This window comes from Hymenobacter fodinae, assembly GCF_004745825.1.
GTDB classification, from domain to species: domain Bacteria; phylum Bacteroidota; class Bacteroidia; order Cytophagales; family Hymenobacteraceae; genus Hymenobacter; species Hymenobacter fodinae.
On sequence record NZ_SRLA01000003.1, the window covers coordinates 183,176 to 208,502 of the forward strand.

Annotated in this window: 17 protein-coding genes; 3 read left to right on the forward strand and 14 right to left on the reverse strand. The window is 57.1% G+C overall.

All coding sequences use genetic code 11. From position 1 onward, the window contains the following. Nucleotides 1–380: 380 nt before the first annotated feature. The 8 genes from bglX to EU556_RS14770 form a co-directional block, all read right to left on the reverse strand. Nucleotides 381–2,699 (reverse strand): beta-glucosidase BglX, encoded by a 2,319-nt coding sequence (gene bglX / locus EU556_RS14735; RefSeq protein ID WP_135434916.1) that lies wholly within the window; start codon nt 2,697–2,699, stop codon nt 381–383. A 192-nt stretch (nt 2,700–2,891) separates the two neighbouring features. Continuing rightward, nucleotides 2,892–4,649, reverse strand: a complete 1,758-nt coding sequence (locus EU556_RS14740; RefSeq protein WP_135434917.1) for a family 43 glycosylhydrolase — start codon at nt 4,647–4,649, stop codon at nt 2,892–2,894. Between the two features lie 148 nt (nt 4,650–4,797). Further along, nucleotides 4,798–6,162: a glucoamylase family protein gene (locus EU556_RS14745; RefSeq protein WP_135434918.1), complete on the reverse strand. Its 1,365-nt coding sequence runs from the start codon at nt 6,160–6,162 to the stop codon at nt 4,798–4,800. 17 nt (nt 6,163–6,179) lie between these two features. After that, entirely contained in the window at nt 6,180–7,784 is a 1,605-nt protein-coding gene (locus EU556_RS14750) for a glucoamylase family protein (RefSeq protein ID WP_245327683.1), read from the reverse strand. Between the two features lie 100 nt (nt 7,785–7,884). Further along, nucleotides 7,885–9,363: a RagB/SusD family nutrient uptake outer membrane protein gene (locus tag EU556_RS14755; RefSeq protein WP_135434919.1), complete on the reverse strand. Its 1,479-nt coding sequence runs from the start codon at nt 9,361–9,363 to the stop codon at nt 7,885–7,887. 19 nt (nt 9,364–9,382) lie between these two features. Next, on the reverse strand, nt 9,383–12,697 hold the full coding sequence (locus tag EU556_RS14760) for a SusC/RagA family TonB-linked outer membrane protein (RefSeq protein ID WP_245327685.1): 3,315 nt from the start codon (nt 12,695–12,697) through the stop codon (nt 9,383–9,385). Between the two features lie 168 nt (nt 12,698–12,865). Continuing rightward, nucleotides 12,866–13,894 carry a FecR family protein gene (locus EU556_RS14765; RefSeq protein WP_135434920.1) on the reverse strand — a complete coding sequence of 343 codons (1,029 nt, stop codon included), beginning with the start codon at nt 13,892–13,894 and terminating at the stop codon, nt 12,866–12,868. A gap of 185 nt (nt 13,895–14,079) precedes the next feature. Beyond that, the gene (locus EU556_RS14770) at nt 14,080–14,688 is read right to left on the reverse strand and encodes an RNA polymerase sigma factor (protein WP_135434921.1); all 609 of its coding nucleotides are present in this window, start codon (nt 14,686–14,688) and stop codon (nt 14,080–14,082) included. Between the two features lie 203 nt (nt 14,689–14,891). On the opposite strand from EU556_RS14770, the gene EU556_RS14775 reads away from it, so the two are divergent. Continuing rightward, nucleotides 14,892–15,245, forward strand: a complete 354-nt coding sequence (locus EU556_RS14775; protein WP_135434922.1) for a low molecular weight protein tyrosine phosphatase family protein — start codon at nt 14,892–14,894, stop codon at nt 15,243–15,245. A gap of 58 nt (nt 15,246–15,303) precedes the next feature. Then, nucleotides 15,304–16,251, forward strand: coding sequence for a M90 family metallopeptidase (locus tag EU556_RS14780; RefSeq protein WP_135434923.1), 948 nt, complete (start codon nt 15,304–15,306; stop codon nt 16,249–16,251). A gap of 216 nt (nt 16,252–16,467) precedes the next feature. On the opposite strand, the gene EU556_RS14785 is transcribed toward EU556_RS14780, so the two are convergent. Next, complete coding sequence (locus EU556_RS14785; protein ID WP_135434924.1) at nt 16,468–17,274, reverse strand: sterol desaturase family protein; 807 nt, start codon at nt 17,272–17,274, stop codon at nt 16,468–16,470. 103 nt (nt 17,275–17,377) lie between these two features. On the opposite strand from EU556_RS14785, the gene EU556_RS14790 reads away from it, so the two are divergent. After that, a complete protein-coding gene (locus tag EU556_RS14790) occupies nt 17,378–19,228 on the forward strand; it encodes a M2 family metallopeptidase (RefSeq protein ID WP_135434925.1) in 1,851 nt (616 codons plus the stop codon). 77 nt (nt 19,229–19,305) lie between these two features. Here EU556_RS14790 and EU556_RS14795 read toward each other — a convergent pair whose 3' ends face one another. From EU556_RS14795 to recQ, 5 genes are all read right to left on the reverse strand, one after another. Next, on the reverse strand, nt 19,306–20,025 hold the full coding sequence (locus EU556_RS14795; protein ID WP_135434926.1) for a pirin family protein: 720 nt from the start codon (nt 20,023–20,025) through the stop codon (nt 19,306–19,308). A gap of 259 nt (nt 20,026–20,284) precedes the next feature. Then, nucleotides 20,285–21,094 (reverse strand): XRE family transcriptional regulator, encoded by an 810-nt coding sequence (locus EU556_RS14800; protein WP_135434927.1) that lies wholly within the window; start codon nt 21,092–21,094, stop codon nt 20,285–20,287. A gap of 205 nt (nt 21,095–21,299) precedes the next feature. After that, nucleotides 21,300–22,199 carry a hypothetical protein gene (locus EU556_RS14805; RefSeq protein WP_135434928.1) on the reverse strand — a complete coding sequence of 300 codons (900 nt, stop codon included), beginning with the start codon at nt 22,197–22,199 and terminating at the stop codon, nt 21,300–21,302. 53 nt (nt 22,200–22,252) lie between these two features. Then, nucleotides 22,253–22,963: a DUF2306 domain-containing protein gene (locus EU556_RS14810; protein ID WP_245327688.1), complete on the reverse strand. Its 711-nt coding sequence runs from the start codon at nt 22,961–22,963 to the stop codon at nt 22,253–22,255. Between the two features lie 75 nt (nt 22,964–23,038). After that, nucleotides 23,039–25,321, reverse strand: coding sequence for a DNA helicase RecQ (gene recQ / locus EU556_RS14815; RefSeq protein ID WP_135434929.1), 2,283 nt, complete (start codon nt 25,319–25,321; stop codon nt 23,039–23,041). Nucleotides 25,322–25,327 lie beyond the last annotated feature (6 nt).

Consider the following 25,327-nt stretch of genomic DNA (forward strand, 5'->3'; position numbering starts at 1 on the left):
GTTGTGACCAAATATATTGGAGCTGGGTAGTAAAAAGCAAACCCTAAATCTCGGTTTGCGGGCAGCAAAGGCTATTTTTCATCTATTTAACATTTTACTTATACACTTACGACACACGCTCAGAAGCTATAGAACCCAATAGTATATATCCAAACCCGCCACATCTATAGCTTGCTAGCTCAGATAAGAAACAATAGAATAAAACGATTTTTGCCTTACAAAACTTTAAACACGTAGGGTTGTGGGGTTGCTATGACCGGTACAAAAACAAACCGGCGGACTGTTATAACAGTCCGCCGGTTTGTTTTTGTACCTAAATGGCCAATGTGGGTGCAGAATGTAAAGGTTCTGCCCGCATCAGTTCGGTACCTAGGCCAGTACTATTGGGTCAGTTTGAAGGAGACCATTTGTACATCGCGGGAGTTGCCACCTACAAATACCTGGAAGTCGCCAGGCTCAGCCGCGAACTTGAGGTCGGCATTGTAGAACTTCAGGTCTTCGGGAGTGAGGCGGAAAGTAAGAGTGCGGCTCTCCCCTTTCTTCAGCATCACCTTCTGGAAGCCTTTCAGCTCTTTTACTGGCCTAGAGATAGAGCCCACCATATCACGGATATAAAGCTGGGCTACTTCTTCGCCGTCGTAATTGCCGGTGTTCGTCACTGTTACTTTCACCTCCAGCGTGCCGTTCATAGGCAAGGTAGTCGTGCTCAACTCGGGCTTGCCGTACTGGAAGGTGGTGTAGCTTAGCCCGTAGCCAAACGGATACAATGGGTCGTTGCTGACATCCATGTAGCGCGACTTGTACTTGTCCAGTGCTACCCCAGCGTAGGGCCGGCCGGTATTCTTGTGGTTGTAGTACAACGGCACCTGGCCTACGTGCTGCGGGAAGGTAGCCGTAAGCTTACCCGAGGGGTTATAGGCCCCGAACAGTACATCAGCAATGGCGTTACCGGCCTGGGTACCAGCAAACCAGGTTTCCAGGATGGCATCGGCGTTCTGGTCTTCCCAGGGCAGGGTCATGGGGCGGCCGCTCATCAGCACGATAACCAGGGGCTTACCGGTTTTCTTCAGGGCCTTCAGCAGCTCCAGTTGCTGGCCCGGTAGGCCTATGTCGGCACGGCTGGCCGCCTCCCCTGTCATACCTTGGCTCTCACCCACGGCGGCCACAATTACGTCGGCACCCTGGGCGGCTTGCACTGCTTCCTGAATCATGGCCTCCGAGCTGCGCTTGTCCACGTTCAGCTCCCCACCATGGGCGTTGAGGCGGTCAATCATCTGCTGGTCGTCGGTGAAGTTGGCGCCCTGGGCCGTTATGATCTTCACGCCGTTGCCGGCCACGTTCCGGATACCTTGCTCCAACGATACGGCCTGCTTCCAGTCGCCGGCCCCGCTCCACGAGCCGATCATATCACGCTGCCGAGTAGCCAGGGGGCCCACCAACGCAATGGTGCCCGATTTCTTGAGCGGCAGCGCGTTGTTGCTGTTCTTGAGCAGCACCATGCTCTTGCGGGCAATGTCGCGGGCGTCGGCGATGAACTCCTTCTTCATCATGGTCGCCTTGGCCCGCTTCTCGTTGGTGTAGAGGTAGGGGTCTTTGAACAGGCCTAGCTTGTACTTGGCTTCCAGAATCCGGCGGCAAGCCAGGTCAATCTGCTCCTGCTTCACGGTGCCATCTTTCAGGTTTTGGGCCAGGTTTTTCAGGAATATCTCCCCTACCATGTCCTGATCAATGCCTGCATTTAAGGCCAGCGCCGACACCTGGGCGTCGTCGCCCATGCCGTGGGCAGTCATTTCATTGATGGCAGTGTAGTCGGTAGCCACAAAACCATCGAAGCCCCACTGGTTGCGCAGCAGCTCCGTCATCAGCCACTTGTTGCCGGTGGCCGGTACGCCGTTGATGTCATTAAACGACGACATCATGGAGCCAGCGCCAGCCTCCACGGCGGCTTTGTAGGGCGGCAGGTACTCGTTGTACATGCGCACCAGGCTCATATCGGTGGTGTTGTAGTCGCGGCCGGCTTCGGCGGCGCCGTAGAGCGCGAAGTGCTTCACGCAGGCCATCACGGTGTTGTTTTTGGTCAGGTCGGTGCCCTGGTAGCCGCGCACCATCACGCGGGCAATCTGCGAGCCCAGGTACGGATCTTCGCCCGAGCCTTCTGAGATGCGGCCCCAACGCGGGTCGCGGGCAATGTCTACCATGGGCGAGTACACCCAGTTGATGCCGTCGGCGGAGGCTTCTTCGGCGGCAATGCGGGCACTGCGCTCAATGGCCTGCAGGTCCCAGCTAGAAGCCAAGCCTAGGGCAATGGGGAAAATGGTGCGGTGCCCGTGAATTACGTCGTAACCAAACATAAGCGGAATGTGCAGGCGCGACTCCTTCACGGCCATTTCCTGGAGCTTGCGGGCGGCCTGGGGCGTGAACGTATTCAGCACCGAGCCTACGTTGCCCTTGCGAATGTTGGCATCCACATCCTTGCTGACCACGGGGCCCGTCACGTCGAAGCCCACGGTAATCATGTTGAGCTGGCCGATTTTCTCCTCCAGCGTCATTTTCTGCATCAGGTCGCTGATGAACTTATTCATCTTCTGATCTTCGACCGTGGCGGCGGTGGCGGTAGTCAGATCGGCTTTGTGCGCTTGCAGTTGGGGTGTGAGCAACCCTAGCGACAGAAGCAGGGCAGTTCGGAAAACACGTTTCATACGAGAATGGAAAGGGAAATTTAGAATAGGCAAAATCAGAACACCGTAGGCCAAGCCTTTTTCAGACTTGCCACCCGAGCGTAAGACGGAAGCTTGCGCAGGCCATTAGGTTTGCGCTGCAACGTCAGCGCGCCAATTGCTTTGGCCCGGCATGGTTAATTACTCAGTACAGCATCAACGCAATCTTCAACGCTACTTCACTTCCAACACAGGAGTGCGTGACGAAACGCCGTTTTCGTTGATGGCTTCGATGGTATAGTAGTACGGCAGGTCTTTGTCCATGCCTTTGAAGTAGTATTCAGAAGCTCCGTGCACCATTATGCAGCTGTAGAGCTTGTCGGGCGCTACGCCAACGTGAATGTTGTAGGCGTAAGCATCGTCGGAAGGAGTCCATTTTAGCCAGGCACTGCGCTTATCCTTCTCGGTGCGCAATACTACAAAACCTTTTACTTGCTTGGGTGCCGCACCACTCCCCTGCCCAAAAATTCGTAGGCCACTCAGGGCAAACTTACCCGTAGGCATATGGATGTTTTCGAGTTTGAGGTAGCGCGTCTGCACTGGCCTAGCCAGCTCAATATAGTCGTGGGGCACGTCGGTTTGGTTGCGGCTTTTATCAATGAGCAGCTTCCACTTCTTGCCGTCTTTTGACTCCCACAGTTTGTACTGATGATAAGTACCCTGCTGCTTGCCGAGGAACTCAGCATCTTGGTCGGCGTAGTTGATTTGGATGGCGCGAACGGTACTTACGGCCCCCAAATCGGTTTGAAAATATTCACCCTTATTGCCCGTAGCAGCACTCCAGTATGTTTTTATACTTTCATCAACGGCGTAATTGGGCAAGTACCCGCCGAGTGTGGATGATGCCTGCGCGGGCTTCTGGTAGTTGAGCAACATCCAGCCCGTGAACCGGCTTTTAAGGTGGTCTTCGGGGCCGGCGGGCAAGTAATGAGGGTAGTCGCCGAAATCGGTGTTGGTGTAGAGCACGCCATCTTTATCAAAGCCCGCCGGCCACAGGCCTAGGCGTCGTTCGAAATTGTTCTTTACCGATATCACCATGGTGGAGAGGTGCCACCAGTTGCCCCAGGTATCCTGAAAGGTGTTGCCGTGGCCCGCGCCCCGGGCGAAACCACCGGGTTTATAGGCGAACGGGTTGTGCTTTTGGGGGGTGAAGGGGCCTAGCGGCTTGTCACTTATCTGCACGCCATCGGCGTAACCGCTGAACTCAGTACCAGGCGCGCCATACTGCAAGTAGTACTTGCCCTGATACTTATTCATCCAGGCGCCCTCCATAAACGGGTCCAGGAACGTGTTATCTAAGTACTCGCCGAAGCGCTGCCAGCCAAACTGTTTGTCGTTGAGGCCGAATAGTTCTTTACGCTGCCCGATGGGCTGGAAGGTTTTGCGGCTGATTTGCTGCCCGTAGAGCGGATACACGTTGCTGCTACCCCAATAGAGGTACAATTTGCCGTCATCATCGAGGAAAAACGCCGGGTCCCAGGCGCCAATCTGGAAGGGCTCCACGGCTTCTTTCCACTCGTTGGCCTTAGGGTTGGTGCTCATCCAGATCGGGAAATTCTTCTCCTGGGTTGAGCCGTAGACCAGCAGCGTATCGCCCAGCACAAACACGGCGGGGGCGCACAAGTCGTCGTAGACCTTGTGCTGGGGCTTGAGGAAGGAGCGCGAAACAAACTTCCAGTTATACAAGTCCGGGCTCCACCAGTAGCCCCACTGGTTGGTGCTGAACAAGTAGTAGTCCCCTTTGTATAAGGTGATAACTGGGTCGGCGGTGGCTCGGTGCCGACCCGCCTCCGCGAAGTTGGGGATGGGCGTGTAGCCGTAATCCAAGTTTAGGGGGTTGCAGTACGTGCGCTGGCCGGGGCTGGACGTTGGCTGCGCCCGGCCAGACAGGCCTAGCAGCACGGCAACAAGCAGGAGCAGAAAACGAGGCATACGAATGGGTGGGGCGGATGGAAAAGGAACGCTATGCGGAGCGCAGCCGCGGCACCTCTGCTGCTGCGGCGCGGTCCTAGGCCACTAGGCAGCCGACAGTAGAGATGCGCAGACCACGCTCAACATGGCGGGTCAGAGTTGCGGCTGCTTACTTCTTCACTTGCGGGCTCTCAAACCCCAACTTGGTGAGGCCACGCTGCACATCGGGGCTGCTCATGAACAGCTTCCAGAGTAGGCCTGTCCGGTAGTTTTCAATCATGCCCACAATGGGGCCCTGGTCAATGGCTAGGTGCGACTTGGCGTACCAGTTGTGGTGTTCACTGAAACCATCCACAAAGCCGTACTCGCTCCATATCTTGTCGCCGAGGTCATTATAGAAATGCTTGAGTGCCGCCATCGACTCTTGGGGCGCATACGGCATGGCCGACAGGGCGGCTGTGGGCGAAATCACCCCCAGGTCTTCGGTGGGTGAGTGCGCCGCGTAGCCCCGGTAGCTGTCGGAGGCGGTCAGGCCCCAGTTGTTTGGGCCGTAGCCCTTGTACTTCTTGGGGTTATCAACGCAGTACGCGTAGTTGATACGGGTGTGGGCCTGATTCTGCTGCCAATAATCGGCGTACTGGTCTTTGAGGCCACGCGGGTCGAGGCCGAGGAACGTGTAGTGCGAGAAGAACAACGGCCCGCCGTAGTCGAAGCCCAACGGCAAGGTGGTTTTGTAGAACTCCTTGCCGTTTTTAAAGTAGTTGCCAGTGGCCCAGCCTTGGTCGTACACCTTCTTGTCGATGGCGTACTTAGGCGACGAGGCGGCCAGCACATAGGTAATCAAGCACTCATTCCAGCCGTGAATCTGGTGGTTCATGCTCCAGCCGTTGTTGGGACTCCAGTGCCAATACAGCACATTCTGGCCGCCCTGCTGGTGCCAGTTCCACTCCACTCCTTCCCACAGCCAGAGAATGTGGTTGCGCAAATCTTTCTCAGTTTTGCTTTCCCCCGTGAAGTACTGGCGGGCACAAATCAGCCCCTCAAACAGAAAAGAGGTTTCCACCAGGTCACCGCCATCATCTTTCTGGCTGAAGCGAATTGTTTTGCCCGATGCTCCATTCAGCCAGTGCGGGAACACCCCATGAAAGGAATCCGACTTCTCTAGAAACCGCACGATTTTGTAGATGCGGGCCGCCGCTTCCTCCCGCGGAATCCACTTGCGCTCCGCCGCCACAATGATGGCCATAATGCCAAAACCTGTGCCGCCGGTAGTCACCACCTCGTCGCCATAGTCGAAGGAGCGGTTGCTCCGCTCCCGGGCCATGCCGGACACCGGGTGCCCGAAGTCCCAGAAGTAGCGAAACGTCTGGCGCTGCACCAGATCCAGCAGTTGCTCATCCGAGAGATTTTTTGGGCGTTTCCGGGCGTCGAAGGCTGTTGTGGTGGCCGGCGCCTGTTTAGTGGCAGGCTTCTGCTGGGCCCAGGTTAAAGTTGGCAGCAGGGCAAGCGCCGTAAGTAGGAAAGAGTGCTTCATGGGTGGGAGAATGGTGGTTAGCGCAGCACTACGTTTAGCTCTTTGGTCAGCGAGCCAGTGCGTAGGCGCAAGGTGTAGGTGCCAGTAGTGGCAGCTGTGCCGAAGCGCACCGCGTGTATGCCAGCGGCTTTTGCTTCAGTATTCCAGATGGTTTCTGTAACTGCCCCCGCCGCGTTGAGCAGTTCCAACGTGGCGGTACCGGCCGCCGCCAACGTCACATCAATCGTGTAGATATTCAGATCGGGATGGCGCAATAAATCCAGTTGGTTGGTGCGCGCTTCCGACACACTGAGGCCGAAGCCAGTTTCGTAGGTTGGCGCCTGAATGCCCGCCTGCCGTAGGCCAGTCTGCAGCTCCGGAGTATTGCGACCCAGCTGCCACAGTAGGCCACTGCGGTAGTTTTCCAGCATCACCACTATCGGACCTTGGTCAATAGCAAGAAAGCTGCTGGCAATCCAGCTCCGACTCCGGTTGTAGGCATCGAAGGGGCCATACTGCCCGGTTACGGCTCCCAGGCTGGTGCCGTACAGGTTGCGCAGTACCAGCATGGAGTAATAAGGTGTGTAAGGCATCGACGACAGCGCGGCCGTGGGAGCCACGGTGCCATTGTCGTCGGTAGGCTGGTGAGCACGGTAGCCCATGGGGTCGTCGGAGGCGGTGAGACCCCAGGAGCTGGCGTAGTACCCATAGCTTTTCGGCGCCGAGTACAGGCACCAGGCCCGGTTGATTAGCGTATGCCGGACGTTGTGCAGCCAGTAATTGGCGTACTGATCCTGCATCTGCCGAGGGTCGAGACTCAGAAAGGAATAGTGAGCAAAAAACAACGGGCCGCCGTAAGCTGGTCCCATGCTCATCGGATACCCTTCATAGCTAGCCGGTGTCGTATTCAGGCCTGCGGCCCAGGTGCTTTGGTATGCGGCTGGCATGATAGGGTGCGTGGGCGAAGCCAAGGCCAGTACGTAGGTAATCAGGCATTCATTCCAGCCCCGAATGGGCAGATTCATGGCCCAACCGTAGCGCGGACTCCAGTGCCAATAGAGCTGTCCATCTCCGCGTGAGGCGTACCAGTTCCACTCCACGCTCTCCCATAGCTGGGTAATCTGTTGGCGCAGGGCAGTTTCGGCCGGGTCGGTGCCGTTGAAGTAGGTGCGGGCAATCAGTAGGCCATTCAGCAGCAGGGAGGTTTCTACTAAGTCGCCGCCATCGTCCTGAGTACTAAAGGGAATAACCGCCCCGGTACTCCCGTTGATCCAGTGACTCCAGGCCCCATGAAATCGGTCGGCGCGGGCTAGAAACGAGCAGATTTGCGCTACACGGGTCACAGCCTCAGCGCGCGTAATCCAGCCCCGGCTGGTGGCCACCACTATTGCCTGCACCCCAAAGCCCGTACCGCCGCTGGTTACAGTTTCGCCGGAACCGGTGCGCTCCCGCGCCATCCCCGACACAGGGTGGCCGTAGTCCCAGAAGTAACGAAAGGAAGCTTCCTGCACCTGGTTCAGCAAGGCCCGGTCGGCGGCAACATCGCTTACCGCAGGCACGGGAGGCGTCGGATCTGGCTGGGGCGCGGGCGCATCGTTGCCAGACTGTTGGCACGCCACCAGCAATCCTAACCCCAAGAACATATTTCTGTTAAGTAGCTTCCAGACCATACCAGCGCACGTGCGTCGGAAAAAAGAAGCCCCGGAGCTGGTGAGCAGCCCCGGGGCTTCTCTGCAGTAAAGATTAATAGCCAGGGTTTTGCGTCAGCTTACCACCTGTAATGGTGATTTGCTGCTGCGGAATGGCAAACACCTCGTTTTTGCCATCCACAAATTTTTTACCCTGGGCGCGTAGCACCGTGCCCGCCCGGCCCTGGCGTACCAGGTCGAAGAACCGGTCGCCATTTTCCAAAGCCAATTCCAAGCGTCGCTCTTTCCAGATGGCCTGGCGCAGGGCGGCTTGGTCGGTGGTGGTGAGGGCTGTTAGGCCAGCGCGGGCCCGTACCCGGTTCACGGCCGCCAGCGCTTTGGTGGTCTGGCCTAGCTCGTTAGCGGCTTCGGCGTTGATGAGCAGCACCTCGCCCAGGCGCAGAATCCGGACGTTCTGGTCTTTTCCATAGCCGCAAGAGCGGTCTACCGACGAGGGCACGTAGGCTTTCTGGTTGTAATATGGGTTGGCGGAGGCGGCTGAAATCACGTCGCCCTGGGGTGTGGTTTCGCCCCGGTACAGGATGGTAGCATCTCTGCGCAAGTCGCCGGGCTCGAAGGCAGCCACCAGGTCGGCAGATGGAATAAAGAAGCCCCAACCGTACTGCGGACGGGCACCCTGCACCTCGGCCCACTGGCTGTTGGAGGCATCGCAATTACCCGCAATGGTCTGGGCCTGAATCTCGAAGATGGACTCTGGCCCGTTTTCACCGGCAATGCGAAACATCTGCTCAAAGTTGGGTGCCAGCGTATAGCCTAGGCCTATCACTTGGTCGGTCAGCGACAACACATCAGCCCACTGCTTCTGGTACATCTTCACCTTGGCCAGCATAGCCAAGGCAGCACCTTTGGTGGCCCGGCCCCGGTCAGCGGCGGCATAAGTTGTTGGCAGCACGGCGCCTGCTTCTGTGAGGTCAGTCACAATCTGGGCGTACACTTGCTCTGGTGAACTTTGCCCTGGGTTGATTTCGTCCGGCGTGCTGGCATTGGTAACCGGGCTTAATACTAGCGGCACTCGACCATAGGCGCGCACTAGGTTGAAGTAATGATAGGCGCGCAAAAACTTAGCTTCCGCTAGCAGGCGGTTCTTCAGGGCTGCATCCATATTGATGTTAGGCACGTTGGCCAGAACCTGGTTGCACAGATTGATGCCCTGATACTGCCCGCCCCAGTAGTCGTTGAGGATGCCTTGGGAAGGTGCGAAAACGAAGTTGTCGAATTCATCCAGGAAGGCCGCGTCGCCGGGTACGCTGCCTTTGTCTGCGTCGTCAGACGTAACCGTGGTTATAGCTAGGTGCGCAAAGGCCACCAGCGGCCAGCTGCGTAGGTTACCGTAAATAGAGTTTACGCCCTGAACGGCCTCCTCCTGATTAGTGAAGAACTGGGTGTCGCGGCGCTGCCCCTGGGGTTCTACATCCAGGAAGGAGTCTTTACAAGCACCCAGCCCCGCGGCTAGGCCTGCTACGCACAGCGCGCTGAGGATGCTGCGCTTAAGGAATGAAAAGTTGCTATACATGGTGGGAAGTTTTTGACGGTTAGAAGGTTACGTTCACGCCCAGGTTGTAGGTCGCCGACAACGGGTACACGTTCAGGTCGATGCCCTGAGCAGTGTTGCCAAGTGAGCCACCCAATTGCCCTATTTCCGGCGTGAAACCCTTGTATTTAAATAGGGTCACGGGGTTCTGGGCGTTGGCATAGAAGCGGATCCCCTGCACGCGCAACGTATTGGCAAATGACTTTGCCAGCGTATACCCTACCTGCACGTTGCGCAGGCGGATGTAGTCGCCCTTCTCCACGTACCAGGTATTGGCATTCAGGTCGGTACCGCTCAGGCGGGCAGATGGGTAACTGTTGGAGGTACCCGGCCCATTCCAGCGGTTGTCAAAGAAGTCCTTGGTGAAGTTTTCGTTGCCGTAGCGCACGCCCTTGTTGGCATTGTACACGTCGACCCCGGCCACTCCTTGCACATCAAACGCCACGTCGAAGCTGCCGTAATTGAAGCCCACGTTCACGCCATAGTTAAACTTGGGGTTGGGGTTACCAATAATTCTGCGGTCGTCGGCACTAATGCGGCCGTCGCCGTTCAGGTCGCGGTAGCGGAAGGAGCCTGGGACGGCCCCGGTGCCCGACTGTGGCGAGCTGTTTACCTCATCCTGGGTCTGGAAAATGCCATCAACTACGTAGCCATAGAAGGAACCTAGCGGCTCCCCTACCCGCGTAATAGTCGTCTGCACCCCACCTACCGGCAGGTTACCGCTGGGTAGGTCAGCCCCAATTGCTTGCAGGTCCAATACTCGGTTCTGGTTGTAGGTGGCGTTGAAGCCTACGTTGTAGCGGAATTTTTCAGTGGCCTGGGTGTTCCAGCCCACCGTCAGCTCGGCCCCGCGGTTGCGCAGCGTGGCAAAGTTGCCAGTGGTGCGGGCCGTTACTTGCCCGCCCGATAGCGGAATCGGAATCGAGAAGATAGCGTCCGTGGTGCGGCGGTTATATAGATCAAGGGTTGCCGTTAGTCGGTTTTCCAAGAAACCTAAGTCCAGGCCTAGGTCAGTTTCCGTGGTAGTTTCCCAGTCTAGCACCCGCTGCGCCAATGAGTTGATGTTGCTGCCCGGGTACGGTTGGTTGCCGAAAATAGCAGTGTACCCAGGCGAGTTAATAGCGGCCGTTTGAATGGCAATGTTGGAGGGGATGTTGTTGTTACCCAAGCGGCCCCAGCTCCCCCGTAGCTTCAGCAGGCTGAGAACGGTCTGATCTTTCAGGAAATCTTCCTCCGTTACAACCCAGCCCGCCCCTACTGATGGGAAGGCACCGTAGCGGTTGTCGCTAGAGAACTTCGACGAGCCATCGAAACGGAGCGTGGCCGTGAGCAGGTAGCGGTCTTTGAAGGCATAGTTGACGCGGCCAAAGTAGGAGGCGAAGGTGTACGCGTCGGCGGGGGTTTCAATGCGGGCCGTGCTGGCGGTGCCTAGGCCTAGGTACAGCGACGACTCATTATAAAATGGCACGTCGTTGATCGAGCCAATAAACTGGCTGAACCGGTCGCGCTGGGCAGCAATGCCCACCAGGGCCGTTAGGCGGTGGTCACCATCTCCGAAAGCTTTGTCATAGGTTAGGGTGTTTTCCCATAGCCAGCGCGTGTTGCGGCCCTGCGCTGAGGTTAAGGAACTGCGTTGCGCAAACTGCGTGGTGGTCAGCGAGTCCTTGGCTTGGTACGTCCGGTACTGCGAAATACCGTAGTTGATGCCTAAGCTGGTGCGAAACGTCAGGGCTTTCAGGAAATTCGCCGAGGCGTAGATATTGCTTACCAACTGTTGCCCGTTCGACTTCTGATTATACCGGTCGATGGTGGCACGCGGGTTAGCAAAGTTGCCCAGTGGGAAGTCGGCTGGGTCGCCGTAGTTGCCATTGGCCTTGAAGACGGGCAGCACAGGCGGCGCCACGAACGCCTGGTAGAATACCGTATTAGCCGGAATATCGGTGGAGCGGAAGTTTTGGAAGATGGCGCTGTAGCCCACTTTAATGTGGTCGGTGGCGCTGTAATCGGTTTGCAGGCGGGCCGTAATACGCTCGTAGTCGTTCTTGCGCACAATACCCTGCTGCTTGAGGTAGCTGCCGCTCACGTTATACGTCACCTTCTCCGACCCGCCCGACATGCTGAGCTGGTGGTTGTGGATGGCGGCGGTGCGCGAAATCTCATCAAACCAATCAGTGCTGGGCAGGTTGGTGGCTAGCGTCTGAGCATTCGTCCGCTCGTTTATTAACGTGGCATACTCAGAGGCATTGGCCATTTTCACCTTGTTGGTGATGCGCTGAATACCCCCGAAGCCATTGTAATTGATGCGGGGGGCGCCGGCCTTGCCGCGCTTGGTGGTTACCAGCACTACGCCGTTGGCAGCGCGCACCCCGTAGATAGCGGCACTGGAGGCATCCTTCAGGATTTCAATTGAGGCAATATCGTCCTGGTTCAGGAAGCTGATATCATCTACAAAGGTGCCATCCACCACGTACAACGGATTGGCGCTACCCAGGATGGAACCTGTACCGCGCACCCGAATTTGGGGCGAAGAACCCGGCTGGCCATTGTTAGTGATCTGCACGCCAGCTACTTTGCCCTGCAAGGAGCTGACGGCGTTTTGGGAGGCCTGATTTACCAGCTCAGTTCCTTTCACGGAGGCAATAGAGCCGGTTACATCGCGCTTTTGCTGCGTACCGTAGCCTACTACTACCACCTCGTTAAGCTGCGACTGGTTGGCCGCGAAGGAAACATCAATGGTGGTGCGGCCGCCAATAGCAACTTCCTGCGCCGTGTACCCTACGAAGGAGAATACTAGGGTGGCACCTTCCGGGGCCGTGACGGAATAGCGGCCGTCGACATCGGTTTGGGTGCCAATGGCGGTTCCTTTTACTACTACGTTCACCCCTGGCATGGCCGAGCCTTTCTCATCTACCACGCGCCCCGTTACGGTAACGTCGGCGGTGCTACTGGCCGCGGGCTTGAGCACGATGCCGCTGGGGAGAGGCTCGTAGGCAATATGCAAGGGGTCGAAGAGGGTGTGCAGCACTTTGCCCAGGGGCTGGCCCTCGGCCTGAATCGACACCCGCCGACCGGCCCCAATCAGCTGACGGCTGTACTGGAAACGAATGCTAGTCTGGTTCTCAATTTTGGTGAGTACCGCGTGCATGGTCTCGTCTTGGGCCTGGAGCGTAATGGGCTGCTCGAGATACTGCTGGGCCGAGGACGAGAGAGTGGTGGCGGTGGCAATGCTACTGCTGAGTAGGGTGATACACAACGGCTGTATGAGGGCAGCCCGCGACAGCAGAGTAGAAGAAGGAACGTGTAGGGGATTATTCATGGGTAAGGTGGGATTTAGTGAAATGCCTGGTGGCAGCACCATGACTGCCGCGGCCTGGCAAACTGGCCGCCGCTAGAAGGCCAAGGGGAATTGCCATTGCCGCAAAAGCGCGTTGCAAGCAGGATATCAGACCATAGGCAGGGAAACTAGGTGGGAAATAGGCTGAACTTACCGGGGTGCGCAGCCGGCACTGCGGAACAGAATGCGGATATCTTGCTTCTCATAAGAGGCCCCTAGGGCTTTGCAGAGCACATCCAGCTTGGCGAAGAGCGACTCATCCTGCAGGTTCAGGGTCACAGTGCAGGTAGCTAAGGCCGCGGCATCGTAGGCTATGCGCACACCATAGGCTTTTTCCAGGGCCGCCAACACCTCCGGCACGGGCCGGTCGTCGAAGACAAAGGATTGCGCCGCCAGCTGGGCCGGCTGGGCTACTAGTTCCCGCTGCAACTTATGGCGCACCGGAGAGTACACGGCTTGCTGGTTGGGCAGCACGACCACCGCTGGCAAAGCTGCTGCTGCGGGGGCTTCATCCCGGGGGCTTACGCGCACCCGCCCCGTGCGCACTTTCACCACTACCGGCGCGGTGCCTTCCGGGGCTCGCACCAGGAAGCTGGTGCCTAGCACCGTGGTTACCACGTTGTGGGTGTACACCCGGAACGGATGCGCCTTATCGGGCTGGATATCGAAGAAGGCCTCCCCTTTCAGGTGCACCGTGCGGTGAGTGGTGGCAAAGCGACGTGGGTATTTCAACTGTCCCTGGGGCGAAACCCGCACGGTACTCCCATCGGGAAGCTGAATGAGTTGAGACTGGGCCGTGGTATTCACAAACAGTTGCCACTCGGTGGCTTGCTGAGCAATAGCCACCGGGGCTGCCGGAGTTACGCCAGGTTGTATTAGCCATTGCTGAGCCCCGATGCCCAGGCCTAGTACCAGGGCGGCGGCTGCCGCCCACCGTATGCCCCCAGCGTACCAGGGTCGCGCAACCGGCGGACTCAAATCTTCCGCGTCGAGGGATTTGGCTTCGATTCGCTCCCAGAGTTCGGCCCGGAGCTGTTCGCGCTCAGCTGGGGTCAGCGTAAGGGGGGGCTGCTGGTGGCCTAGCAGGCTATACCATTGTTCAACTACCCGTTCTTCTTCGGGCGTACACTCGCCTTGCTGATAGCGCTGCAAGAGGTGGAGTAAGTCAGTTTGCTTCATAGCTTTTCAGCTGGATACAGGCGGGTTATTGATACAGTCGATTAACTCGGCTGCGTCCCTAGCCTATCATTAAAAATTTTCTTAAAAAGATGCCCTGCCGCGTGAGTTAAAGCTCACTCACCGCTGAAAATCAGCAAGTAGGGGCAATCAAGAGCATTGGCAGCAAAGTGGCCTAGGCCGTGGTACTACCACCAGTAGAGCAGCAGCATGACCAGAAAATCACGCAGGCTCACCCGTAACACTTTCAGGGCGCGGGTGAGGTGGTATTCCACGGTTTTGCGGGAAATATTCAGGCGCACCGCAATTTCGGGCACCGACTGATGCTCCAGCCGGCTTAGGCGAAATACCTCGCGGGTGTGCTCGGGCAGCTGCATGAGGCTATCCAGCAGAGCTAGAGAGAGGTCGTCGGCAGCTACGGTTTCCTCCGTGCTATGATCTTCCGGCGCAATGCGTAGGCGGCTGCGCTCCAGATAGGTGGCCTGCGTTAGGCGGGCCTTCAACACATCTATCACCCGGTATTTCACGGCCCGCAGCAAATAGGGCTGCAGCGTATGAATGTCCTGGGCGTGGCGTTTCAGCCACAGCGTGGCAAACAGATCTTGTACTATTTCCTCCGCACTTTCCCGCGAGTTGAGCTTGCGGTAGGCCACTCCCAGCAGCAGCTCCCAGTAACGCTCATATATTTCCGCGAATGCTCGTTTATCATCTTCCCGCAGCGCCCGTACCAGGTCCTCGTCGGTCCAGGCGGCGTACAGCTGGTGGGGTTTGGAGGAAGATGAGCGGAACGAGGACATGAGCGTGCGGAAAGACTAACTTATCAATCTTCTCGGCAACCTCCAATCAAATCCTGCTTTAAGCCTGCTGCGGTAGCCTTTCCGAGAAAGTATACGGCTCAGCTATCAGGTTGGTGCTACGCGGTTGCGCCTGGAATGACCCAATGCGCGGTAAACAGCCGAACCGGCTAACTTGCTACTCTCTCTACCTCACTCGTTGCCTCTTGCCCGACTCTTTCGCGCCTACTAAGCTACTGTTTATCTGCAGCCAGAACCGCTGGCGCAGCCTCACGGCCGAACGGCTGTTTGACAATCACCCCACCTGCGAGGCCCGCTCGGCGGGTACCGAGCCAGGTGCCCGCGTGCGGGTTACGGCCGGACACCTAGGCTGGGCCGATGTGGTGCTGGTGATGGAACGCAAGCACACTGACATTCTGCGTCAAAAGTTCGGGGATGCCTTGGAAGGCAAGCGCATCATCAACCTGCGCATCCCCGACAAATTCCAGTTCATGGACCACATTCTGCAGGACCTGCTTCGGGAGCGGGTGCGTGAGCATTTGGGTCTTGGTGTACTCTAGGTGGCCTAGCTGCGCGGTTCCGGTACAACCTCTGGGCCTAGGCCTCGTTTAGCGGCTCATGCAATACCTTGTTTTTGCCATTATCGTCGCAGTAGTGGCCTTTCTTTTCTATCGTTACGTCACCCGCGACTCCCGGGTGAAGCAGCAGGCGCTGGCCGAAGAGTTTCCGTCCACTTGGCGCCAGATTCTGGCTGAACGCGTAGCTTTCTATCTTTCCCTCACAACCAACGACAAGCAGCGTTTCGAGAAAAAGATCCAGGTTTTCCTGGCCCAAACCCGCGTGACGGGCATTGAAACCGACATTGATGATACCACTAGGGTGCTGGTGGCCGCGTCGGCGGTTATTCCAGTATTCGGCTTTCCCGATTGGGAGTACAGCAACCTAAGCGAAGTGCTGGTAGTGCCCGACGCCTGGACTCAGCAGCGCGACCCTAACAAAGAATACGTAGGCCTGGAAGGCACCTTGCTCGGCAGCGTGCAGGGCTTCCAAACGTCTCACTACATGCGCCTCTCCAAAGCCTCGCTGGAGCAGGGTTTCAAAGATGCCCTTGACAAGCAGAACGTGGGCATTCATGAGTTTGCGCACCTGCTCGACGAGGCCGATGGCGTAATCGATGGCGTGCCGGGCGTGGCCCTTCCCGCCGAGCTACGGCCGGAATGGGAAGCCGTGATGCAGCGCGAAATAGCCGCCATCCGGGCCGGCAACTCAGAAATCAACAACTACGCGGGTACCAATGAGGCCGAGTTTTTTGCCGTAGTGACGGAGTACTTCTTTGAGAAGCCCGAGAAGCTGCAGGAAAACCACCCTGAGCTCTACCAGCTGTTGAGCCGGGCCCTTCGCCAAAATCCTAAAAAGCGCTTCCTCCGCTTTGCCGTTGACCCACGCGAATGGATACGAAGCCTCCGCTCCCGCCGCAAGTTCGGCCGCAACGACCCGTGCCCCTGCGGCAGTGGCAAGAAGTACAAAGACTGCCACCTGCAAAAGCAAGCGGCAGAAGTGGCCTAGGCCCCACTGGTTGAGATACTACAATCAGCCCAACCAAAATAGAACGTCCTGTCGAGCTTGCCGAGACATCTCGCGTGCTGATGCAGCTATCATAAAAGCCCGTCATCCTGAGCTTGCGAAGGATCTTGTCACGACAGTACGAGACGCTAGGCCAGTTGTTCTAATGTTAGAAGATCCTTCGCAAGCTCAGGATGACGGGCTTTTGGAGTAATTATACTAGGCAACTTCCGCCTTAGCGGCTTCCCGTGGGTTACTAGCAACCTTCTCGAACCGCTCCTGATACTTGGCGTGGTTGGTGCCCATGAGCCGGTCCCACCAGTTGAAGTACAGGCCGTAGTTTCCCTTCACGAACTGATGGTGCATGTTGTGGTGGGTACTAGTGTTGTGCAGTCGCCCGAAGCGAGTGCGCAGGAACTTGGCCGGGTATGGCTCATAGCCGAGGTGGCCTAGCACGTTCATGCCCATCATATAGGTCAGGAAAGCGACTAGGGCAATGGGGTGCAGGGGCAGCAGAAACACCAGCAGCGGGAAAATGCCGGCTTCTACCACGGCCTCCAGCGGGTGAAAAGCAAAGGCCGCCCACGGCGACGGATTGGTAGATAAATGGTGGATGCGATGCACGCGCTGGTACACGCCGGGCAGGTGCATAAAGCGGTGCGTCCAGTAGAAATAGGTATCGTGGGCCAGAATGGCGAGGATGGTACTACCCACTAGGTACAGCCACCCGTACTGGCCTACGCTGGTATAAATTCGGGTGTAGCCGGCCTGCCGCGCCCAGAAAATGCCCACACCCACCGCCGCGAAAATCAGGCAGGTGAGTACGGAATAGCGAATTTCGGTGTGGATGTGATTTTGCTCGGGGAAGCGCGGCTGAATGCGGCGGTGCTGGAAGCGAGCCTTCTTCCAGCGCCAGAAAACCCAGTAGGCCACTCCCGCGAACAGTCCGTAACGCAGGAGCAGGATGAGGAAGTCGGCGGCGTACACCAAGCCGGCCTGAGTGGGGGTTATAAGTGCGGCATGCATACTGGCGAAACTACAACGGATGCTGCTTAGTTCGGCGCAGAAAACCTTGCGGCTACGTACCTTCGCCGTTGGTACTCTTCCAAGCCTTACCTCTTCCTTTTCCATGAAGAAATACTTCTTACCCACCCTAACGGCCGCCGTGCTTACGGCTTGTGCCCCCACTGCTCAAACAACTACTACCGCGCCTGCTACTACTGCTCCCGAGCCCGCCGCCCAACCAGTCGCACCTAACTGGCAGCAGCAAGCAGATGCCTTCCTGAAAGAATATTCCACGGAGTATCAGCGCCTTTACGCTCAGTCGAGCGAGGCAGAATGGCGCTCCAACACCCACATTGTAGCCGGCGACACCGCCAACTCGGGCGCCACGGCCCGGGCCAATGAGCGCATGGCGGCATTCACGGGCTCGGCCGCGAATATTCAGCGCTTACGGGAGCTGTTGGAGCACAAACAGGACCTCACGGAGCTGCAGGTGAAGCAGCTTCAGACAGCCTTGTATAACGCCGCCAACTCACCCCAAACCATTGCCGACGTAGTAAAACGCCGCATCAAGGCCGAAACCCAGCAGACGGAAAAACTCTACGGCTTCGACTATAAATACCAAGGCAAGTCCGTTACTACCAACGACCTCGACGAGCTGCTGCGCAAGGAGAAGAACCCGCTGAAGCGCCAACAGATCTGGGAAGCCAGCAAAGCCATTGGCCCTACGTTGAAGGAAGGACTGCTCAACCTGCGCGACCTGCGCAACCAGACCGTGCAGGCCCTCGGCTACCCCGACTACTTCTCCTACCAAGCCTCCGACTACGGCATGAGCCGGGAGGAAATGATGACGCTGGTGCGCAAAATCAATGAGGAGCTGCGCCCCCTATACCGTGAGCTGCACACCTACGCCCGCTACGAGTTGGCCAAGAAATATGGCGTGAAGCAGGTGCCCGATTACCTGCCTGCTTCCTGGCTGCCCAACCGCTGGGGCCAAGACTGGAGCGCTATGGTGGAAGTAAAAGGCCTCAACCTCGACCCGGTGCTGGCAAAAAAAGGCGCTGAATGGCAGGTGAAGCAGGCCGAGCGCTTCTATCAGAGCCTGGGCTTCCCGGCCCTGCCCACTAGCTTCTATGAGAAGAGCAGCCTCTATCCTCTGCCCAAAGGTGCTACCTACAAGAAGAACAACCACGCCTCGGCTTGGCACATGGACCTGAACCAGGACGTGCGCAGCCTTATGAGCGTGGAGGGCAACACCGAGTGGTACGAAACTACCCACCACGAGCTAGGCCACATTTACTACTACCTCACCTACGCCAATCCCGAGGTACCTGTGCTCCTGCGCCAAGGTGCCAACCGCGGCTACCACGAAGCTATGGGCTCCTTAATGGGCCTGGCCGCTACGCAAAAACCCTTCCTGGCTGGCCTAGGCCTGGTAGATGCCAAGTCTCAAACCGACCAGACCCAAACTCTGCTGAAGGAAGCGCTGAATTACGCAGTCTTCATCCCGTTTGCTTCAGGCGTGATGAGTGAGTGGGAGAACAGCTTCTACGCCGATAAGCTGCCCGCCGATCAGCTCAACGCCCGCTGGTGGGCACTGGCCAAGCAGTACCAAGGCATTGTGCCACCTACCACGCGCGGCGAGCAATACCTCGACCCGGCCACTAAGACCCACATCAACGACGACCCGGCTCAGTACTATGACTATGCTTTGTCGTATGTCATTCTGTTCCAGCTCCACGACCACATCGCCAAGAAAATCCTGAAGCAGGACCCACACGCCACCAATTACTACGGCAGCAAAGAGGTAGGCCAGTTCCTGGCCGATATCATGCGCCCCGGGGCCAGCAAGGACTGGCGCATGGTGCTAAAGGAAAAAACCGGCGAAGATCTCTCGGCCCGCGCCATGGTCGAGTACTTCGAGCCGCTGATGGCCTACCTGAAGCAGCAGAACAAAGGCCGTAAATACACTATGTAAGGTGCCCTTTCACAAACAGCAACGGCTGGGCAAATGCCCAGCCGTTGCTGTTTACATTCTGCATTGCGAGCAGAAAACTAATAGTTTGCTGCTGAGCTTGGCAGGTCAATTAGGATAAACTGAGCATCCTTGGATGCTCTTATTTCCAGCACGTTTTCGTCGGTGGAGCGCACCTGGTCGTTGGGTCCGATATCGACGCCGTTGATGTAGAGGTTGCCTTCCTTCACATAGATGAATGTGCTACGTATAGGGAACGTCTTAAACGTCACGGTTTTATCGGCGCTCAGGTTGCACCAGTAAATCGTGGAGTTGGAGTTCATATACACCACGTCTTCCAGAACCTTCTGCCCCGAAACGAGCGGTACCAGTTCATTTTTCTTATCGAGAAAGTCTACGTCCTTCTGCTCGTAGCTAGGCGACAAACCTTTCTGGTTCGGCAAAAACCATAGTTGATATATGTGCGCCGCTTTGTCGGTGCCGTTGGTTTCGGAGTGGGCTAGGCCAGTGCCGGCAGTCATACGCTGCACTTCTCCTTTCTTAATGGTAGCTTTGTTACCGGCAGTATCAGTGTGCACCAGCTCCCCATCCAGTACTAACGTCACGATTTCCATTTCAGAGTGAGGGTGCTGGGGAAAACCCGAGTTGCCCTGAATTGTGTCATCGTTGAACACCCGAAGCGGGCCAAACTGCGAATTGTCAGGGTCGTAGTAGTCGGCGAAGCTGAACAGGAAATAGCTATTGAGCCATTGCACCGGAGCGGCGTGGTGGCGGTCGGTGGCGGGAATGAGCTTGAGCATCGTGTGTAGGGTTGAGTTGTTGCAGAGGGCTTACGCGTAGCAGCATGCGTAAGTTAAGGCAAGCATCTACGATAATATATGGGCCTACCCCGACCTAACTATCTCACAACAAATGCTACTTCTTAAGTTATTGGTAATAGGCCCAAGTCTCAACGATTATCACAGCCATTCAGCATAAAGCAAATGCCCCAGCACTATAAATAGTGCTGGGGCATTTCGAGTAGTTCCACCTCCGTGAAGTGGCCTAGGCCACTTCAGGCTATACTTTCTTCATGGTGCTCACCTGTTGCTGCAGATCAAGCACGATGCTGGCGAGGCGGTTGAGCGAAAGATCGGCGATAGGGAACGTGCTGCTGATATAGGCTTTGGCTTCCCAGATCTCCACTACATCTTCCACATCAATCTGATAGGGCGAGTACAGGGGGTTGTCGGAGTGCAGGGCCAACATGGCGTTGTCTTTCAACCGGTTGAACACGCGCTTGAACACGATACCTTCTTTGCTGCTTACCACGATGCAAGGCGTGCCGTCCTTGATGCTCATCCAGTCGTCCACGTAGCGGCCCACGATTACGGTGCCGCTGGCAATAGGCAGCATGGAGTCACCGGCAATTTCGAAGGCGCGGTAAGTTCCTCCTGTACCCAGCATGGGTAGGCGGAACTTCGGCAGCTCTTCTAAGTACTCGGGGTCGGCGTAGCCGTTCAGATAGCCGGCGGCGGCTTTCTGAGGTACCAACTCGATGTTTTCGTTCTGCTCCTTATCTACCGTCAAGGCCAGAATGCGCAGGTTACCGCCGGGGCGGGTTGCGGTAGTCTCAGTCGTAGCAGCCGTTTGCGCTTGAAGCTGCAGGGCAGCTTTAGCGTTCTTCTTTTTGCTAAAGTCGGTGGTAACCAGCGCGTCCAATGAGATATTGAACAGGCGGGCCATGTTTACCAACGTGGCTAGCTTAGGTTCAGCGCGGCCTTCTTCATACGCGCCTACCAAGGAGCGTTTGATACCGAGCTTTTCGGCCATCTGGGCCTGCGTAAGGGCCAGTTCGCGCCGCCAGAATTTGAGGTTAGTGTTAATCATAACGCGGGGAGCCGGGAGAAGGGCTTCATCGGCAAAGATTTACCGGCTCACGAAGATACGAACGCTTCTACGCGAATACTAATTCAATTAGCTGAAATTTTTGCTAAAAATATTTGGTGAGTATTCTGGGCAAATGGTGCGCTACACTTGGCACCCTCTTAACCTACCCCAACCTAATCGTGCTAAGTCTACCTCTAGCAAATTTTTAGAGCTCAGCAGATGCAGAGTCAGGATCTGCTTCAGCCGTATTGGGTTCCTGAGCGATAGTTGTACCAGGCTCGGCCCACCACTCATCATTTTGCCAGTAGGTATCCCAGCCCAGCCGGGCGTATTTGGGGTTGAAATCCGGGTCCCGCTCCCCAATCGTGAAGTCGCGGAAGATATCCTGCTGGTATAGGAAGATATTCTGTACCCACAGCACAGGTTTTGGCTGCTTGGTTTCGGGGTTTGTCCAAGTGCCCTGGAATAGCACCCAGCCACCGCGAGTGTTTTGCTTATCATCCCGAGTGAATGGAGCTAATTCGCCCCGTTCACTTACTGAAAAGTCCACTATTACCTCACCCTTGAACACGCCGGCTCCTTTATAGCTGGCATCTTCCCGCAGAGTAAACGTACCAAGCGCGGAGTATGCGTTAACCGTGTTGGCTTCGGTGATATACTCCTTGCCCTGCTTGGAAGAATAGTAAGCAGGAGCTTTTGTGAGTGGAGCTTGGCTCCCTAGTTGCGTGAATTCAATATCGCCTTCAAATAGGGTAATTGCCTTCTTGAATCGGTTCTTACCCCTCACGAAATAGTGCAGCGGATTGGCCGGGTCTCGCCGGACATCCAGCATCGCAAACTCAATGCGGTAGTGGTCAGCACCATAAAACCCATTCATTATCTCAGAATCGTCCGGTTCCTTGGCAATAAGGGCACTCAGGTTGTACTCCTTGAAAAACGCTTGCTCTTCCGCTGATAAAGCCGGTGGAACAGTTGATAGAGCCGTAACAGTTAGTTTGGGCGACACTGCGGGTTCAGCAGCAGGCGGAGAAACAGTGCTAATAGGTTTCTGCTGACAAGCAGACAGTAGGGTCAGCAAAAGGGCGGTAGCGGTAGCGTAACGCATCGAAAACAATGGATAAGGTAGAGCTGCAAATTTCTTCTGAAATATACAACTTGCTATATACCGGCTGCAACTGCCGTTTGCTGTTTAGTCGCTTGTACACCTGCCAACGGTCCGAAAGCCCGCAGGTACCACCGTGCTAGCCCGGCCTGCACCAGCACCTCGGCCAGCAGCAGGTTGCCCACCCACGACAGCCACACTACGGTCAGGTAGGTTTCAATGGGTTTGGTCTGGAAGAAGTAGTAGAGGCCGTAGCTTTCCAGGCGCAGGCTCATGGCGGCCAGCGTAACGGCGTAGGCACGCAGCATCCACTCGGCGTGCGGCAGCCAGCGGCGCTGTCGCGCCGCGCGGTAGGCCTGCCACGTTACCAGCCACCACACTACGCACTGCAGCGTGAAGCCCACTTTGGCCGACAGCCCACCGTTGGCATACAGGGCCAGCACCAGCCCCGACGGGGCCGCCAAACCCAGAATGCTTCCGACGTACACCAGCCCCAGCCGCCGATGCAGGCGGGGCCAGCGGCGGTACAAGGCCGGCACCAGCTGCAGCAGCCCGATTACCAGCACCCACCAACTGCTGGTGATGTGCACGTAAAAGCCCACCCGAAACCACGGATTATCATTGATGGCCTGTGCTTTCGTGGTCAGGAACAGGATGCCTTTCTCAAAGCTCAGATAGGGCAGCACCATCGTGAGCATACGTACGCTAAAGGCCGCTACTGCCAGAAACGCCAGCACCCGAACAAAGCGTTTAAAAAGCGCGGCCAACAGTGGTGCAGTGATGAAATGGATAGCCTATGACAGTTGGCGGCCGAGTCGCAGCGTGAAGTTGTAGTTTACGCCCTACTCCCCGCGTAGCTTCTTGAAGTACATCAGGGCCAAGCGGAGCTTGAAGTAATCGTACTTCTCGCGCAGGTGGTCGAACAGGTCGCGGAGCATGGGGCTGCTGCCGAGTTGGGCCTGAGCCGTCTGAATTTCGGCCAACTCCTCGGGCTTTAGAAACTCCTCGATGCGCAGCTCCAGCCCCTTGGCGTAGCAGGTAGTGAGGTGGGTTTGCACGGTGGAAATAGCCAAGTCGCGGCGCTGGGCAATGGCTTCTACACTTAGGCCCATGCGGTGCAACTGGTGAGTGGTTTCTGCCGTGCCATTCACCTCTGCAGTAGCAGCTTTTGGCTCTTTTGCGTCGCGCGTGGGCTTCTTGCGCACGGTGCGAGCTGCGCTGAAGTCGTCCGGATCCAGGTGGTCGGGCAGGTCGTCCTCGTCAAGTTCGGCCTGGGCGGCGGGGTTGCCGCCGTGAGCTAGAACCTCCCGGATAAACGCTTCCCCATAGGTCTCAAACTTCTTCATACCTACCCCCGAAATGCCCAACATGGCTACCCGGTTAACCGGCCGCTCCACGGCCATTTCCTGCAGGGTAGAGTCGGTGAAGATAACGTACGGGGGCACGCCTTGCTCGTCGGCAATGCGCTTGCGCAGGGTACGAAGTGCATCGAACAATTGAGCCTCGCGGGTAGCCGGCGTGGCTTTAGCAGCAGCCACTGCTTTGCGGCCCCGCGGGGCCTTTTCCGCTTTTTCGGCTGGCTGAAACTTCTTCATGGGCACGGTACGCTGCCCCTGCAGCACCTCCCGGCCGATATCCGTGATTTTCAGCGCGTAGCCTTCCTCATAGGCAATGTACACCAGGCCATCATTCAGCATCTGGTGGATGTAGCTGTACCAATCGAGATAAGGCAGGTCGCGGCCGGCCCCGTAGGTTTTAATCTGGTCGAGGCCCTGGCTGAGCACGGCTTGGTTGCGCATGCCCCGCAGCACGTCAATCAGTAGGTTGATGCTCACCCGTTCCCGGCTGCGCATTACTGCTGACAAGGCCTTCTGCGCCAGCTCGGTACCATCGAACGTGGTGGGTGGGTTGCGGCAGATGTCGCAGTTGCCGCAGTCCTGGGCCAGCGTCTCGCCGAAGTAGTTGAGCAGGATTTTCCGACGGCAGCTGGCGGCTTCCGCAAACTGCTGCATGCGCTCCAGCTTGGTAAGGTTGAGCTGGGTGAGGTTGGGATTTTCCTTCGTGAGCATGTCGCGCAGGCTCATCACATCGCCGAAGGAATAAAACAGTACGGCGGTGGCGGGGCTGCCGTCGCGACCGGCGCGACCAATTTCCTGGTAGTAGCCCTCGATGTTCTTGGGCAGGTTGTAATGGATTACCCAGCGCACGTTGCTCTTGTCGATGCCCATGCCGAAGGCAATGGTCGCTACAATCACCTGCAGGTCGTCTTTGAGGTAGGCTTCCTGCACGGCGGCACGCTGGTTGGGCGTCATGCCGGCATGATAGAAACCAGCCTTAATGCCTTTGGCCTGGATTTTCTGAGCCAACGTTTCGCACTGCTTGCGCGAGAGGCAGTACACAATGCCCGCCTCGCCCTGGTGGCGCTCCAGAAATTCCAGAATGCCCCCTACCCGATCTTGGCCGGGCCGCACAATCAGGTTCAGGTTAGGCCTGTCGAATGACGACAGGAACACCCGCGGCTCCTGCAGGCGCAGCTGCTGCTGAATATCGCGCTGGGTGAGGCGGTCGGCGGTGGCAGTGAGGGCAATGATGGGAATCTGCGGAAACTGCTCGCGCAACACCCGCAGTTGGGTGTACTCGGGACGGAAGTCGTGGCCCCAGGAGCTGATGCAGTGTGCTTCGTCAATAGCGAACATGCTGATACGCATGCGGCGCAGCAAATTCAGGAAGCCCTCCGAGAGCAACTTCTCCGGCGACACGTACAGCAGCTTGAGGTAGCCGTTCAGGCATTCGGCGGCAATATTGTTTTGCTCGCTCTGGCCTACGCTACTGTTGATGTAAGCAGCCGAAATGCCGTTAGCCTTCAGCGCTTCTACCTGATCCTTCATCAGGGCAATCAGCGGCGACACCACCACGCACACGCCCTCCTGCACCACGGCAGGCACCTGAAAGCAAACCGATTTACCGCCGCCAGTGGGCATGAGCACCACCGTATCCTGCCCCGCCAGAATGTTCTGAATGATGTCCTCCTGCATGGGGCGGAACGAGTCGTAGCCGTAGTACTTCTTCAGTACCCGGCGGGCCGATTCGAGAGTGGGAGCAAGTGGTTCAGCAGCAAATAACATGGCAAG

What these genes read in the sequence shown, in the direction of transcription:
- EU556_RS14780 (WP_135434923.1), top strand. Translation starts at nt 15,304, where the DNA reads ATGCAATACCTTGTTTTTGCCATTATCGTCGCAGTAGTGGCCTTTCTT.
- EU556_RS14790 (WP_135434925.1), top strand. Translation starts at nt 17,378, where the DNA reads ATGAAGAAATACTTCTTACCCACCCTAACGGCCGCCGTGCTTACGGCT.
- EU556_RS14795 (WP_135434926.1), bottom strand. Translation starts at nt 20,025, where the DNA reads ATGCTCAAGCTCATTCCCGCCACCGACCGCCACCACGCCGCTCCGGTG.
- EU556_RS14750 (WP_245327683.1), bottom strand. Translation starts at nt 7,784, where the DNA reads ATGTTCTTGGGGTTAGGATTGCTGGTGGCGTGCCAACAGTCTGGCAAC.
- EU556_RS14740 (WP_135434917.1), bottom strand. Translation starts at nt 4,649, where the DNA reads ATGCCTCGTTTTCTGCTCCTGCTTGTTGCCGTGCTGCTAGGCCTGTCT.
- EU556_RS14755 (WP_135434919.1), bottom strand. Translation starts at nt 9,363, where the DNA reads ATGTATAGCAACTTTTCATTCCTTAAGCGCAGCATCCTCAGCGCGCTG.
- bglX (WP_135434916.1), bottom strand. Translation starts at nt 2,699, where the DNA reads ATGAAACGTGTTTTCCGAACTGCCCTGCTTCTGTCGCTAGGGTTGCTC.
- EU556_RS14800 (WP_135434927.1), bottom strand. Translation starts at nt 21,094, where the DNA reads ATGATTAACACTAACCTCAAATTCTGGCGGCGCGAACTGGCCCTTACG.
- EU556_RS14770 (WP_135434921.1), bottom strand. Translation starts at nt 14,688, where the DNA reads ATGTCCTCGTTCCGCTCATCTTCCTCCAAACCCCACCAGCTGTACGCC.
- EU556_RS14765 (WP_135434920.1), bottom strand. Translation starts at nt 13,894, where the DNA reads ATGAAGCAAACTGACTTACTCCACCTCTTGCAGCGCTATCAGCAAGGC.
- EU556_RS14785 (WP_135434924.1), bottom strand. Translation starts at nt 17,274, where the DNA reads ATGCATGCCGCACTTATAACCCCCACTCAGGCCGGCTTGGTGTACGCC.
- recQ (WP_135434929.1), bottom strand. Translation starts at nt 25,321, where the DNA reads ATGTTATTTGCTGCTGAACCACTTGCTCCCACTCTCGAATCGGCCCGC.
- EU556_RS14745 (WP_135434918.1), bottom strand. Translation starts at nt 6,162, where the DNA reads ATGAAGCACTCTTTCCTACTTACGGCGCTTGCCCTGCTGCCAACTTTA.
- EU556_RS14805 (WP_135434928.1), bottom strand. Translation starts at nt 22,199, where the DNA reads ATGCGTTACGCTACCGCTACCGCCCTTTTGCTGACCCTACTGTCTGCT.
- EU556_RS14760 (WP_245327685.1), bottom strand. Translation starts at nt 12,697, where the DNA reads ATGAATAATCCCCTACACGTTCCTTCTTCTACTCTGCTGTCGCGGGCT.